Here is a 13048-nt window from a genome sequence, read left to right on the forward strand (position 1 = left end):
GTACGGGCGCGGGGCAGGTACAAAAACTCCGTGACCACCACTCTGCGCCCCACCGCACCCGAACAGCGCACCGCCGCCGGAGTCCGGTCCCGGTCGTACGAGGTCTGCGTCAACAGCAGACCGGTCGGCCGCGTCGACCTGGCCACCGACGAACGCTTCGGCCCCCGGGCCGGCCGGATACTCCGGCTGGGGATCGACGAACGGGACCGGCACCGCGGGCGCGGCACCGTGGCCGCCCTCGCCGCCGAGGAGGTCCTGCGCGGCTGGGGGTGCGAACGCGTCGAGGTGTCCGTCCCCGCGGACGCCGAGGTGGCCCTCGGGCTCGCGGGCGCCCTGGGCTACGTCGAACGCAACCGCAACATGACCAAGCCGCTCGCCGCCTCCGCGCCCCCGCTGCCCGAGGGCACGGAGGGGCGGCGGATGACCGAGGCCGAATTCACGGCCTGGGCGGCGCGCGGGCTGGAGAAGTACGCGCGGACCTGGATCAACCTCGGCGTGCCCGCCGACCAGGCGCACGCCAAGGCCCTGGCCGACCACCGCCGGTTCCTCCCCGACGGTCTGGACACCACGGACGCGGCGCTGCGGGTCCTCACCCACCACGGCACGCCGGTCGGCACGCTCTGGACCGGCCGCCTGGGCGAGCCGGACGCGTATGTCTTCGACGTCGAGGTCGCCGAGGAACACCGGGGGAGGGGCCACGGCCGCTCCCTGATGCTGCTGGCCGAGACGGAGGCGGGTGCCGCCGGGGCGGCGGCGCTGGGTCTGAACGTCTTCGCGGGCAACGCGGTCGCTTTGCGGCTGTACGAGTCGCTCGGCTACCGGAGCGTGGAACTCCACTTCTCTAAGCGGCTGCTTTAGCGGTTGGGGGTTGCCCGTCTGGGTGCGGGTTGGTTTGCGCCTGCGGCGGGACGCCCTTCGGGCGTGGCCTCAATCGCCGGCCGGGCTTGGGTGTGTGGTGGGTGCCGGGGGTGGGCCCTCCGGGCTGGGGACCTGGAACGCGGTGCGGTTGCTGTGAGGCGTGTTGGGTGCTGTGAAGTCGCACCGCGTTCCAGAACCCCACCCTCCGACCCCACCCCCTCCCGCCGGAGGGCAAGTGCGGGTTGTGGGGTGCGCCTTTCCTTTCGCCGGTCTGCGGCGCTCATTCCAGCCCGGGCGCGCCACCTTTTCTTTCAGCCCGTTGGGGGCACCTCTGGGGGCACCCCCGGACGGAGTCTGGGGGAGGTAGCTGGGGGAGTTTGAGGACGCGCCCGCAGTGCGCTCCCGCCGCTGGGGGCACCTCCCAGCGGTAGCTGGGGGAGGCAACGGACCCGCAGCTCGGGGTCTGGGGCAGAGCCCCCCACGCGGCGGAGCCGCAAATGAGACGCAGCCGGGAAGGGGCGGGGTAGGGGAAGAAAGCGCCGCAGGCGCCCACCGGCCCGCACCCGGGGGTCTGGGGCAGCGCCCCCCCGCGGCGGAGCCGCACATCGGACGCAGCCGGGAAGGGGCGAGGTAGGGGGAAAGGCCCACCGCAGGCGCCAACCGCCGCTAGCCCGAGAGCAAGCCGTCCGCGATCTCCTCCACGCGAGCCCGCAAGCCCTCCTGCGACTTGCTGCCGTCCAGGAGCTCGCCGCCGATGACATACGTCGGCGTGCCCTTCACACCGATCGCCTTGCCCTCCGCCTGGTCCGCGTCGACGATCAGCAGGTGGCGGCCGTCGATCAGCGCCGTGTCCACCTCGTCGGCGTCCAGGCCCAGCTCGCCCGCCACCTCGACGAGCAGCTCGTCGCCCCGGGCGGCCAGCTCCTCCACGCGGGCCAGCACCGCCTCCGCGTACGGCCACGCCTTGCCCTGCTCGGCGGCCTCCTCGGCGGCCTGCGCGGCGGCGTAGGAGTGCTTGTGCTTCTCCAGCGGGAAGTGCCGCAGCCGGATGTCCAGCCGGTCGCCGTAGCGCTCGCGCAGGGCACGCAGGTCGGTGAGGGCCGTACGGCAGTCCGGGCACTGCAACTCGCACCAGACGTCGAGGGTGGCACGCGCGGTGGTGCCGGTGTTGGTGTCGCTCATGGGGCCAGTCTCCCAGCCAGGGCGGCCGGGGGGCGCGTCAGCCCTGGGGAGGAGCGCGCCCCCGAGATGACCCCCAGATCTCCCGGAGTCCCCGGCCGGTCGTGGCCGATGCGGCGCGGCCCGGTGCAGGATGGAAGGAGGCGCCCCGCCCGGGGAGCCCCCGCGCAGCGCGAGAAGCAGGAGGAGCAGGATGCTGGCCTCGACTTTCTGTGCCACGGCGGTGTCCGTGGCCGGCCTGGGCATCGCGGCGCTCACGGCGTACCGCAAGCGCTTCCTCGCCGCGACCCGAATAGCAGCGTTCGCCCTCGTCCCGGTCGGCCTGGCCATGACGGGGATCCTGCGGTGGCTCACCGGCCTGGTCTTCGACCCCGGGGTCTGGCTGGGCTTCGGCGTGCTGGCGCTCTCGGCCGTGCTCTTCATGATCACCAGAGCGGTGGAGCGGCGCGGAGCCGACGGCGGGAAGGCGGGCCGCAAGGAGCGCAAGGCCGCCGAGGCGGCCGCGAGTCGCGAGGCGCTGGCCCCCGGTGCCTCCGCTCCGTCACTGGATCCGTCGCGCACCGTGACCCGACCTCAGGCCAAGGGTAAGCAGACGGGCGGAGCTGACGACTTCTCGGATATCGAGGCGATTCTGAAAAAGCACGGCATTTAGCCAACCCGCCCCGGCGGCCGCCCGCTTGTCGGTTCGTCAGATATGGATGCTCCGGGCGACGGATTCCGGGGCCCTCTGAAGCGGCTTTCCGTGCGCGTTCCCGCATTTCCCCGCCCGCTTTTCCGTGCGTTGTTCCGGCGCTCTTCGCACATCTCTCCGGAACGGACGCCTCCGTCAGCTCGTGGCTTCCTTGCGGCGGGCCCGGTAGGCCGCCACGTGGAGCCGGTTCCCGCAGGTGCGCCCGTCACAGTAGCGGCGCGAACGGTTGCGGGAGAGGTCCACGAAGGCGCGCCCGCAGTCCGGCGCCTCGCAGCGCCGCAGCCGCTCCCGCTCGCCCGCCACCACGAGGAAGGCCAGCGCCATCCCGCCGTCCGCGGCGAGGTGCTCGGCCAGCGAGGCGCCCGGCGCGAAGTAGTGCACATGCCAGTCGTAGCCGTCGTGGTCGGTCAGCCGGGGCGTCGTGCCGGCCTCGGCCACCATGGCGTTCAGCAACTCCGCCAGCGTCGTCGAGTCCTCGGCGGCGAACGCCAGTGCGAACCGCTCCCGCACCGCCCGCACGGCCACCAGATCCCGCTGACCGAGGGTGCCCACACCGCTGATGTCGTGCCGCTCGACGAACTGCCGCAACTCGGCGAGGCCGGCGAGCGCGTCCGGCGGACCGCCCTCGGGCCCCGCGGTCGCGGTGTTCACGAGGTCCACCACGGCGTCGAGCGCGCACCGGGTGTCGTGGTTGATCAGCACGGTTCGTTCGCTCCCTGGCCGACGGGGGTTGGGGCGGCATGTGTTCGATCGGAGGACCGACTCTAGCGGCTCCACAACGCGACGGCGCCGTCGCCCGCGGTGGATCCGCGGTGACGGCGCCGTACGGCCCGCACTGTGCGAGATGTGCGCACCCGACCCCCCGAGTGGGCGGGCGCGCCGGTGTCAGCCCCGGCCCGGGCTCAGCTCTCGGCCAGGATGTGCGAGAGCTCCGTATCCAGGTCGAAGTGACGGTGCTCGGTGCCCGGCGGCACCGCGGCGTCGGTCCGCTTCAGGAACGACTCCAGGGCCCGCGCCGGGGCCTCCAGCAGGGCCTCGCCCTCGGGCGAGCTGAGGGCGATGCAGACGACGCCCTGACCGTGGCTGCGGGACGGCCAGACACGGACGTCGCCGGTGCCGGTGGGCCGGTGCAGACCCTCGGCGAGCAGGTCTCTGGCGAAGACCCACTCGACCGTCTCTTCGGCTCCGGTGTGGAAGGTGGCGTGCACGGCATACGGATCGGCCGTGTCGTACCGCAGGCCTGCGGGAACAGGCAGTGAGGATTCGCTCGACACGACGAGGCGCAGGTGCAGCTCGCAGCTGACCGTGGTGTTCATAAGCGCCAGGGCCTTTCGCTCAGTGTGCGCTCGGGGATTCGCACGTCGGCGAAATCGACATGCCACCTACGGTGCCGTTGTAAACCCCTCTGACCGATTTGAGGCTGTTCGGATACCTCGTACGGCGGAGCCGTTCTCCGGCGAATACCGCCATTCCGGTGAGATGCGGTGAGATCCGGTTCGTCGAGGAGTATGAATGCGGACAGTGACGAGCGGCGGCCCCGCGCGACGGCGGCCGGCGGTCGGGCCGAGGCACCCGCGTTCGGGGAGCGGACCACGGCGCCGCCGCCGGCCCTCGGCTCGCGGTCCGTCCGGCGCTCCCGTGCCGTGCGCCTCGGCGGACGGGTGGGGTCTTCGTGGCCGGCGTCGTCGTGCTGCCTCTGCCCGGCGTCGGCCGGCATGACCATGCCGTGGAACGCCCGCCGCCGAGCCCTGCCCCGGCCGGTACCGAACACCGTCTGACATGCGGTAATGTTTGCGGTGCGCCCGGGCGATTAGCTCAGCGGGAGAGCGCTTCGTTCACACCGAAGAGGTCACTGGTTCGATCCCAGTATCGCCCACACAGGACCGAGGGTCCGCAAGGTTCACCCCTTGCGGACCCTCGGTTTTTAGGTGTGTCCTGAGCCCATGCCCCTGCCGTCGGTGCTGCTCACCCCGAACCGGTACCGCTTCCGTGCCACGTGGACCTTCACCGTCACCCCCGAGGCCCTCTACGACTGCCTGGAGCTCGCGGAGAGCTATCCCTCCTGGTGGCCCCAGGTGCGGGAGGCCAGGCGCACCGGCACCGACACCGGCACCCTCCGGGTCCGCTCCTTCCTCCCGTACGAGCTGGCCTTCGCCGTCCACGGCGCCCGCCGCGACCCCGTCGCCCGCACCCTGGAGATCGCCATGAGCGGCGACCTGGAGGGCTGGGCGCGCTGGACCGTCCTGCCGCACGGGCGCACCGGCAGCCAGGCCCGTTTCGAGCAGGACGTCGAGGTGCGCAGGCCCCTGATGCGGCGCCTCGCGATACCCGCGCGACCGCTCTTCGTCGCCAATCACGCCTGGATGATGCGCGCCGGGCGGCGAGGGCTGCGCACCCGGCTGGAGGCCGGAGCCGACCGAATTTGATGAAGCGCCGCCACGGCCTGTATTGTTCAGTCCGTTCCCGGGGGAGACCCCGAGAAACACTCGGGCGATTAGCTCAGTGGGAGAGCGCTTCGTTCACACCGAAGAGGTCACTGGTTCGAACCCAGTATCGCCCACCCCGAGAAGGCCGGTGCGTCAACTGACGCACCGGCCTTGTGCGTTGGCGGCGGCCTGCCGTCAGCTCCCAACGGCCCCCGCCACCCCTCACGCCGCGGCGGGCAGCTCCGGCCGCAGCGGCCACGCCGGGTCGCACGACTCCTCCGAGCCGTTCCGGGCGAACCACGCCTGGAGCCCCCGCGCCTGTGCCGCGTGCCACACCGCCTGCCGCGCGTGCAGCTCCACCGGCGTCAGCCGCTCCAGCCGCGCCGCGAAACGACGGCCCACCGCCCGCACGACCTCCAGCGAAGCCAGCGCGTCCGCCGCCGCCTCGTGCGCACCCGTCAGCTCCACGCCGTACTGCGCACACAGATCCGTCAGCGTGCGACGGCCCTTGCGATAGCGGTCCAGGTGCTTGTCCAGCACCCACGGATCCAGCACGCACAGCGCGTTCGGACCGAGATACCTCGCCAGCGTCGAGGCCCGGTGCCGCCGCAACTCCCGGTCCAGCAGCGTCAGATCGAACGGCGCGTTCATCACCACCAGGGGTATGCCGCGCGCCGACTGCTCGGCCAGCGCCCGCGCCACCTCCTCCATCACCGGCGCCGGCCAGCGCCCGTTCCGCTGGAGGTGCTCGTCCGTCAGGCCGTGTATCGCCGTCGCCCCCGGCGGCACGGGAACCCCCGGATCCACCAGCCAGCGCGTGACCAGCGGCGTCGCCCCCTCCGACGACTGCACCACCAGCGCAGCCGAGACGATCCGGTCGTGCTCGACATCGACTCCCGTGGTCTCGGTGTCGAAAGCGGCGAGTGGTCCCTCGAACCAGCACATGTGCACAACTCCTCGCGCTTGTCTGCCGAATGGCGTGATTTGGCCCTCCCCGCGAGGTGATACCCGGGTAATCCGCCACGCGAACCGCCCTTGTTTGCAGTGGAGTTGCAAAGGAGACAACACAGATGTACGGATCGAAGGGTCCGACGACGCCCGGAGGGATTCGGACATGGCCTTCCCGCAGCCCGAACGGGGCGGGCTGTCCCCCGCGAACGGGAGGCGGGACCGGCCGGAACCGCCCGCCTCCGCACGCGGCGCACTCGCCACCACCGCCTGCATGGAGACACTCCAGGTCGGCTATCTGCACGCCGTCGCCGCGGCCGCCGGCTGCTCCCTGGCCCAGCCCTTCCCCGACTACGGCATCGACTGGCACGTCAGCCACAGCGCCCCCGGCCACACCGTCGACGACGAAGTCACCATCAAGGTCCAGCTCAAGGCCACCTACCAGCTGGCCCCCCGGCTCCCCGCCCGCCCCGGCCCTCGCCCGGCCAGACCACCGGGCACCCGCACCGACCTGCTCGACGCCCGCCCGGCCGCGGCCTCCGCCCCCACCTTCGCCTTCACCCTCGACAACGACCAGCTGGCCAAGCTCGCCCGCACCCCTGTCTCGGTGCACAAGATCCTCGTGGTGATGATCGTGCCCCGCGTCCGCGACGACTGGCTCCGCGCCGGACACGACGGCCTCGAACTGCGGCACTGCTGCTACTGGACCAACCTCGCGGGACACCCGGTGACCGGCAGGACCAGGACCACCGTGCGCATCCCGACCACACGCATCTTCGACGACCGCGCGCTCTGCGAGATCATGACGCGGGTCGGGGCGGGAGGGAGACCCTGATGCACCGGCCGAGCCACCGCTCCGCACGACCCCCCGCCCCGCCCGACCCCGCCGTCCTCGGCGCCCTGCTCGCCCGCCACGGCTGGCGGCGGCGCGGCGGCACCCCCGGCGCGTACAGCCGCTGGACCCCACCCGACGGCACCGGCACCAGCCTGCTGCTCCCGGAGAGCCGCGGCTACCCCGACAGCGCCGACCTGCTCACCGAGGCACTCACCGCCCTCGAACGCAGCCCCGACCCCTCCGCGCGCGACATCCTCCTCTCCCTGCGCGTGCCGGGCGACGAGATCCGCTGGCGGCGCGAGGTGCCCGATCCCGGCATACCGGCCGCCGTCTGGGCGGCCCAGGAGCGGTTACGGGCAGGGGCGCGCGCGATGCTGCTCGCCGCCGCCCTCGCCGCCCACGAGCCGGCCGGCTACCACGGGGCCCGCCACCGCCGCCGCGCCGAGGCCGCCCTGGACCGGCTGCTCGTCGGCCCCGCGCCGGGCGGCCGCGAGCTGACGGTCTTCGTCCCGATCGGCCCCGACGAACACGACCGCACCGGCCGGCCCGTCACCACCGCCCTGCTCCGCGCCCTCTACGCGACCCGCGACGCCACCGACTACCAGCGCGCCACCGGCGGCCGGGAGGCGTTCGAGTCCGCCGTCGAGGCGGGGGTGTGCCAGGAACTGACCGAGGCGATCATCACGCTCGTACGCGGCTCCGAGGGCATCCGGATGGACCTGCACTGGTCCCCGACGGCCGGCCCGCCCGAGGGCTTCGCCGCGCACCCCGAGCCGGTGGAGTTCTCGCCCGGCGACCTGCCCGTCCTTCGCGAGGCGGGCGCCCGCTACATCCGCAACGAGCCCTCGGTGCCCGTGCACCTCACCGGGACCGTGGTGCGGATGCGCCGCGACCGCCCCGGCGGGACGGGCGTGGTGCGGCTCCGGGTGCTCACGGGAGCGGAGGTGACCCAGGTGCGGATCGCGCTCGGCGAGGACGACTACCGCATCGCCGGCCACGCGCACCTGCTGGGGCTGCCGGTCCGGGTGAGCGGACGGCTGGAGAGCCGGGGCGGATTCCGGCGGCTGGCCGACGCGGCGGGCGTCATGCCGCTGACCGTGGACGACGCCGAGCGGGACCGCCTGCTCAAGACGTTGCAGGAGAATCCCGACTTCTTCGACGAGGGCTGCGGGGGCGGCTGACCGGACCGAGTCCGGTGCCTCCCGCACGGGGCGGTAAACCGTTTCGCGAGCAGGGGGCCGGGCTCGGTACGATTCAGGCGCGCAGTGTCCACTGTCGCGCCCCTTGAGTCAGGAGAGACCGGTGTCAGACGTCCGTGTGATCATCCATCGCGATTCCGAGCGGGAAGAGCGCGTGGTGACGACGGGCACTACGGCCGCCGACCTGTTCGCCGGTGAGCGCACCGTCGTCGCCGCGCGCGTCGCGGGCGAGCTGAAGGACCTCGCGTACGTCGTCGCCGACGGCGAGGAGGTCGAGCCCGTCGAGATCTCCTCCAAGGACGGCCTGGACATCCTGCGCCACTCCACCGCGCACGTCATGGCGCAGGCCGTGCAGGAGCTCTTCCCCGAGGCCAAGCTGGGCATCGGCCCGCCGGTCAAGGACGGCTTCTACTACGACTTCGACGTCGAGAAGCCCTTCCACCCCGATGACCTCAAGGCCATCGAGAAGAAGATGCAGGAGATCCAGAAGCGGGGCCAGAAGTTCTCCCGCCGCGTGGTCACCGACGAGGCCGCCCGCGAGGAGCTCGCGGACGAGCCGTACAAGCTGGAGCTGATCGGCCTCAAGGGCTCCGCCTCGCACGACGACGGCGCGGACGTCGAGGTGGGCGCGGGCGAGCTCACCATCTACGACAACCTCGACGCGAAGACCGGCGAGCTGTGCTGGCGCGACCTCTGCCGTGGCCCGCACCTGCCGACCACGCGGTTCATCCCGGCGTTCAAGCTCATGAGGAACGCGTCGGCCTACTGGCGCGGCAGCGAGAAGAACAAGCAGCTCCAGCGCATCTACGGCACCGCGTGGCCGTCGAAGGACGAGCTGAAGGCGCACCTGGAGTTCCTGGCCGAGGCCGAGCGCCGCGACCACCGTAAGCTCGGTGCCGAGCTGGACCTGTTCTCCTTCCCCGACGAGCTGGGCCCGGGCCTCGCGGTCTTCCACCCCAGGGGTGGCGTGATCCGCAAGGAGATGGAGACCTACTCGCGCAAGCAGCACGAGGACGCGGGCTACGAGTTCGTGAACACCCCGCACATCACGAAGGAACACCTCTTCGAGACGTCCGGGCACCTGCCGCACTACGCGGAGGGCATGTTCCCGCCCATCGAGTTCGACGGGCAGAACTACCGCCTCAAGGCCATGAACTGCCCGATGCACAACTTGATCTTCAAGTCGCGCGGCCGGTCGTACCGTGAGCTGCCCCTGCGGTTGTTCGAGTTCGGCACCGTGTACCGCTACGAGAAGTCGGGCGTCGTCCACGGCCTGACCCGGTCCCGCGGCTTCACCCAGGACGACTCGCACATCTACTGCACCAAGGAGCAGATGCCGGAGGAGCTCGACACGCTCCTCACCTTCGTGCTCGACCTGCTCCGTGACTACGGTCTGACCGACTTCGAGCTGGAGCTCTCGACCCGCGACCCCGAGTCGGACAAGTTCATCGGCTCGGACGAGGCGTGGGAGGAGGCCACCGAGGCGCTCCGCCAGGCCGCCGAGAAGCAGGGCCTCCCGCTGGTCCCGGACCCGGGCGGTGCCGCGTTCTACGGCCCGAAGATCTCGGTGCAGGCGCGCGACGCGATCGGCCGGTCCTGGCAGATGTCGACCCTCCAGGTCGACTTCAACCAGCCCGCGCGCTTCGGCCTGGAGTACACGGCGGCGGACGGCTCGCGCCAGCAGCCGGTCATGATCCACCGTGCGCTGTTCGGCAGCATCGAGCGGTTCTTCGGCGTGCTGCTGGAGCACTACGCGGGCGCGTTCCCGGCGTGGCTGGCCCCGGTCCAGGCGGTCGGCATCCCGATCGGCGACGCGCACGTGGAGTATCTCCAGGAGTTCGCGGCCGAGGCGAAGCGGAAGGGCCTGCGGGTCGAGGTGGACGCATCTTCGGACCGCATGCAGAAGAAGATCCGCAACCAGCAGCGCATGAAGGTCCCGTTCATGATCATCGTCGGTGACGACGACATGCAGGCCGGGACGGTGTCCTTCCGCTACCGCGACGGTTCGCAGAAGAATGGCATTCCGCGCGACATGGCATTGGCCGAGCTCGTCGACGTCGTGGAGCGTCGCGTCCAGGTGTGACGAAGCTGTGCGCCCCGCCACCGCGGGGCTGAGCGAGGGGCGGCCCGCCAGGGCCGCCCCTCTCCGCACACTCGCCGAGGAATATGCTGGCCCGCATGACGACTGAGCCAGAACAGCAGATCGGAGTAGGGTCCCCGGACGCGTTCCAGCGTCTGTGGACGCCCCACCGGATGGCGTACATCCAAGGGGAGAACAAGCCGAGCGGCCCGGGTGCCGGTGACGGCTGTCCGTTCTGTTCGATTCCGGCCAAGTCCGACGAAGACGGCTTGATCGTCGCGCGGGGCGAGCGCGTCTACGCGGTGCTGAATCTCTACCCGTACAACGGCGGGCACCTCATGGTCGTCCCGTTCCGCCATGTCGCCGACTACACCGAGCTCGACGAGGCCGAGACGCTGGAGCTCGCCGACTTCACCAAGCGGGCGATGGCCGCGCTGCGCGCCGCCTCCGGGGCGCACGGTTTCAACATCGGCATGAACCAGGGCGACGCGGCGGGCGCGGGCATCGCCGCTCACCTGCACCAGCACGTGGTTCCGCGCTGGGGCGGCGACACCAATTTCATGCCGGTCGTCGGCCACACCAAGGTGCTGCCCCAACTGCTCGCGGACACCCGCAAGATGCTCGCGGACGCCTGGCCCGCCGCGGCCTGAGATTGGCCGGGTTCACCCGTATACCCGGGCGGACGGTGACACGCGTCCGTGAAAAGCGGGCAAATCTCCCAAAGTCTTAATAACAAGAAGTTCTAATGGAGCGGTGACTTTCCTTCACCGCCGTACCGTGTTGCGCGCGGCCGCCGGGGGCGCCCTCGCCGGGGCCGCCGTGGGCTGCGGCCGGGACGACGGGTCTCCCGGCCCCCGGGCCGCCGACCCGTCCGTACGGTCGACGGCGCCGCCCCGGCCGTCCGGGTCGCCGCCGGCCCCGGCGGCGCTTCCGCCGGGGCTGCCCGTACAGATCGAGCACGGGCCCCGTACGGGCACCGCCGTCGCGCTCACCTTCCACGGCCAGGGCGATCCGCGGTCCGCGACCGCGCTGCTTGGCGAGGCCGAGCGGGCCGGGGCCCGGGTGACCGTGCTCGCGGTCGGCGAGTGGCTCGACGCCCAGCCCAAGATGGCGCACCGGATCCTCGACGGCGGTCACGAGCTGGGCAACCACACCATGCGCCACCTCGACATCTCGGCGATGGGCGAGGCCGATGCCTATGCGGAGATCACCCGGTGCGCGGACCGGCTGCGCCGGCTGACGGGCGGGATCGGGCGCTGGTTCCGGCCGTCGCGCGCGCAGTTCGCCACGGATCGGGTGACCGGGCTGGCGCGCAAGGCGGGCTACGAGCACGTCCTCTCCTACGACGTGGACTCCCTCGACTACACCGACCCCGGCGCGGAGGCGGTCCGGCGTACGGTGCTGGGCGCGGTGCGGCCGGGGTCGGTCGTGAGCCTGCACTTCGGGCACGACGGCACGGTGGCCGCGCTGCCCGCGATCCTCGACGGCCTGCACCGCCGCGGTCTGCGTGCGGTGACGACTACGGAGCTGCTGACCCGATGATCCAGTCCTCGTACGACCGACACTGCCGTCGCTCTCCTCGCTCCCTTCGCCGTTCTCGTCTCCGGCTGACGTTGCTGTGTGCGGCCGCCGGTGCTCTTCTGGTCTCCGGCTGCGGCGGGGATTCCGGTGACGAGGCGGCCGGCACGCATCCGCGTGAAGGCACGCACCGCAAGGCGCAGGCGGTCCCGCAGGGGCTGCCGGGGATGCCGCCGCTGCTGGATCCGCACGACCTGTACGCGGCGGACCGGCCGAATCTGCTGTCGCCGGTGGTGAAGGACTTCCCGTCGCGGGTGTACGTGCCCAACACGGAGTCGGATTCGGTGAGTGTCATCGACCCCAAGACGTACAAGGTGATCGAGACGATCCCGGTGGGTGCCCAGCCGCAGCACGTGGTGCCGTCGTGGGATCTGAAGACGCTGTGGGTCAACAACGACCGGGGGCACACCCTGACGCCCATCGACCCGGCGACCGGCAAGGCGGGGAAGCCGGTCGACGTGCACGATCCGTACAACCTCTACTTCACGCCCGACGGGAAATACGCCGTGGTGATGGCGTCGATGGACCGGGAGCTGGTCTTCCGTGACGCGCACACCATGCGGCGGAAGAAGACGGAGCCGGTGAAGTGCAAGGGGGTCAACCACGCGGACTTCTCGCCGGACGGGAAGTATTTCATCGTCTCCTGCGAGTTCTCGGGGGAACTGCTCAAGGTCGACACGGCGAAGATGAAGGTCATCGGCCAGCAGAAGCTGCCGTTCGACGGGGCCATGCCGCAGGACGTGAAGATCTCCTCGGACGGCAGGACGTGGTACATCGCGGACATGATGGCGGACGGCATCTGGGTGCTGGACGGTGACAAGTTCACGGAGCCGTGGCTGATGCCCACGGGCAAGGGCGCGCACGGGCTGTACGTCAGCCGGGACTCGAAGTCGATGTACATCTCGAACCGGGGTGAGGGTTCGATCTCGGTGCTGGATCTGCCGAGTCGCAAGCTGGTGGAGAAGTGGGAGCTGCCGGGCGGTGGCAGTCCGGACATGGGCGGGGTGTCGGCGGACGGCAAGGTGCTGTGGCTGTCGGGGCGTTATGACTCGGAGGTGTACGCGATCGACACGAGTGACGGGCATCTGATCGCCAAGATCCCGGTGGGCGCGGGGCCGCACGGGCTGGCGGTCTATCCGCAGCCGGGGCGGTATTCGCTGGGGCACACCGGGATCTTCCGGTGATGTGCGGCGATTGACGGTGAGTCAACGGCGGGGCGGCCCCTCGGGGCCGCCTTACCGATTTCAAGCGGGC

At 71.4% G+C, this 13048-nt stretch carries 13 protein-coding genes and 2 tRNA genes; 11 read left to right on the plus strand and 4 right to left on the minus strand.

Features of this window, described 5'->3' with window-relative positions; all coding sequences use genetic code 11:
• Positions 1-30: 30 nt before the first annotated feature.
• Positions 31-858 carry a GNAT family N-acetyltransferase gene (locus ACFY1P_RS14930; protein ID WP_361534795.1) on the plus strand — a complete coding sequence of 276 codons (828 nt, stop codon included), beginning with the start codon at positions 31-33 and terminating at the stop codon, positions 856-858.
• A gap of 666 nt (positions 859-1524) precedes the next feature.
• Here the strand turns inward: ACFY1P_RS14930 and ACFY1P_RS14935 are convergent.
• Complete coding sequence (locus ACFY1P_RS14935; RefSeq protein ID WP_361522480.1) at positions 1525-2040, minus strand: DsbA family protein; 516 nt, start codon at positions 2038-2040, stop codon at positions 1525-1527.
• 190 nt (positions 2041-2230) lie between these two features.
• Here ACFY1P_RS14935 and ACFY1P_RS14940 point away from each other — a divergent pair, with 190 nt between their 5' ends.
• Positions 2231-2689: a hypothetical protein gene (locus tag ACFY1P_RS14940; protein WP_361522477.1), complete on the plus strand. Its 459-nt coding sequence runs from the start codon at positions 2231-2233 to the stop codon at positions 2687-2689.
• 174 nt (positions 2690-2863) lie between these two features.
• Here the strand turns inward: ACFY1P_RS14940 and ACFY1P_RS14945 are convergent, their stop codons facing one another.
• Together ACFY1P_RS14945 and ACFY1P_RS14950 are read right to left on the minus strand one after the other, a co-directional pair.
• Positions 2864-3430, minus strand: a complete 567-nt coding sequence (locus ACFY1P_RS14945; protein WP_361522474.1) for a CGNR zinc finger domain-containing protein — start codon at positions 3428-3430, stop codon at positions 2864-2866.
• Positions 3431-3630: 200 nt separating this feature from the next.
• Positions 3631-4044 carry an SsgA family sporulation/cell division regulator gene (locus ACFY1P_RS14950; RefSeq protein WP_003959770.1) on the minus strand — a complete coding sequence of 138 codons (414 nt, stop codon included), beginning with the start codon at positions 4042-4044 and terminating at the stop codon, positions 3631-3633.
• A gap of 488 nt (positions 4045-4532) precedes the next feature.
• On the opposite strand from ACFY1P_RS14950, the gene ACFY1P_RS14955 reads away from it, so the two are divergent.
• The 3 genes from ACFY1P_RS14955 (at position 4533) to ACFY1P_RS14965 (ending at position 5288) form a co-directional block, all read left to right on the plus strand.
• Positions 4533-4604: transfer RNA gene (locus ACFY1P_RS14955), tRNA-Val, on the plus strand.
• Between the two features lie 67 nt (positions 4605-4671).
• On the plus strand, positions 4672-5154 hold the full coding sequence (locus ACFY1P_RS14960; RefSeq protein ID WP_390750815.1) for an SRPBCC family protein: 483 nt from the start codon (positions 4672-4674) through the stop codon (positions 5152-5154).
• A gap of 62 nt (positions 5155-5216) precedes the next feature.
• Positions 5217-5288, plus strand: a tRNA-Val gene (locus ACFY1P_RS14965).
• A gap of 88 nt (positions 5289-5376) precedes the next feature.
• Here ACFY1P_RS14965 and ACFY1P_RS14970 read toward each other — a convergent pair.
• Positions 5377-6099 carry a 3'-5' exonuclease gene (locus tag ACFY1P_RS14970; protein WP_361522468.1) on the minus strand — a complete coding sequence of 241 codons (723 nt, stop codon included), beginning with the start codon at positions 6097-6099 and terminating at the stop codon, positions 5377-5379.
• A 169-nt stretch (positions 6100-6268) separates the two neighbouring features.
• Between ACFY1P_RS14970 and ACFY1P_RS14975 the strand changes: the two genes are divergently transcribed.
• From ACFY1P_RS14975 to ACFY1P_RS15000, 6 genes are all read left to right on the plus strand, one after another.
• A complete protein-coding gene (locus tag ACFY1P_RS14975; RefSeq protein WP_390750816.1) occupies positions 6269-6937 on the plus strand; it encodes a DUF4365 domain-containing protein in 669 nt (222 codons plus the stop codon).
• A complete protein-coding gene (locus ACFY1P_RS14980) occupies positions 6937-8118 on the plus strand; it encodes a hypothetical protein (protein WP_390750817.1) in 1182 nt (393 codons plus the stop codon). Before ACFY1P_RS14975 ends, ACFY1P_RS14980 begins: the two co-directional genes overlap by 1 nt.
• Before the next feature lie 121 nt (positions 8119-8239).
• A complete protein-coding gene (gene thrS / locus ACFY1P_RS14985) occupies positions 8240-10219 on the plus strand; it encodes a threonine--tRNA ligase (protein ID WP_361522460.1) in 1980 nt (659 codons plus the stop codon).
• Between the two features lie 83 nt (positions 10220-10302).
• Positions 10303-10866: an HIT domain-containing protein gene (locus tag ACFY1P_RS14990; RefSeq protein ID WP_361522457.1), complete on the plus strand. Its 564-nt coding sequence runs from the start codon at positions 10303-10305 to the stop codon at positions 10864-10866.
• Positions 10867-10969: 103 nt separating this feature from the next.
• A complete protein-coding gene (locus ACFY1P_RS14995; RefSeq protein ID WP_361522454.1) occupies positions 10970-11758 on the plus strand; it encodes a polysaccharide deacetylase family protein in 789 nt (262 codons plus the stop codon).
• Positions 11755-12978 carry a hypothetical protein gene (locus ACFY1P_RS15000; protein ID WP_390750818.1) on the plus strand — a complete coding sequence of 408 codons (1224 nt, stop codon included), beginning with the start codon at positions 11755-11757 and terminating at the stop codon, positions 12976-12978. The genes ACFY1P_RS14995 and ACFY1P_RS15000 overlap by 4 nt, the downstream gene beginning before the upstream one ends.
• Positions 12979-13048 lie beyond the last annotated feature (70 nt).

The organism is Streptomyces sp. NPDC001407, from assembly GCF_042895325.1.
GTDB lineage: Bacteria > Actinomycetota > Actinomycetes > Streptomycetales > Streptomycetaceae > Streptomyces.

Coding starts and splice junctions, on each gene's coding strand:
- ACFY1P_RS14935 (WP_361522480.1), bottom strand. CDS start 2,040: ATGAGCGACACCAACACCGGCACCACCGCGCGTGCCACCCTCGACGTC.
- ACFY1P_RS14940 (WP_361522477.1), top strand. CDS start 2,231: ATGCTGGCCTCGACTTTCTGTGCCACGGCGGTGTCCGTGGCCGGCCTG.
- ACFY1P_RS14950 (WP_003959770.1), bottom strand. CDS start 4,044: ATGAACACCACGGTCAGCTGCGAGCTGCACCTGCGCCTCGTCGTGTCG.
- ACFY1P_RS14960 (WP_390750815.1), top strand. CDS start 4,672: ATGCCCCTGCCGTCGGTGCTGCTCACCCCGAACCGGTACCGCTTCCGT.
- ACFY1P_RS14970 (WP_361522468.1), bottom strand. CDS start 6,099: ATGTGCTGGTTCGAGGGACCACTCGCCGCTTTCGACACCGAGACCACG.
- ACFY1P_RS14975 (WP_390750816.1), top strand. CDS start 6,269: ATGGCCTTCCCGCAGCCCGAACGGGGCGGGCTGTCCCCCGCGAACGGG.
- ACFY1P_RS14980 (WP_390750817.1), top strand. CDS start 6,937: ATGCACCGGCCGAGCCACCGCTCCGCACGACCCCCCGCCCCGCCCGAC.
- ACFY1P_RS14990 (WP_361522457.1), top strand. CDS start 10,303: ATGCTGGCCCGCATGACGACTGAGCCAGAACAGCAGATCGGAGTAGGG.
- ACFY1P_RS15000 (WP_390750818.1), top strand. CDS start 11,755: ATGATCCAGTCCTCGTACGACCGACACTGCCGTCGCTCTCCTCGCTCC.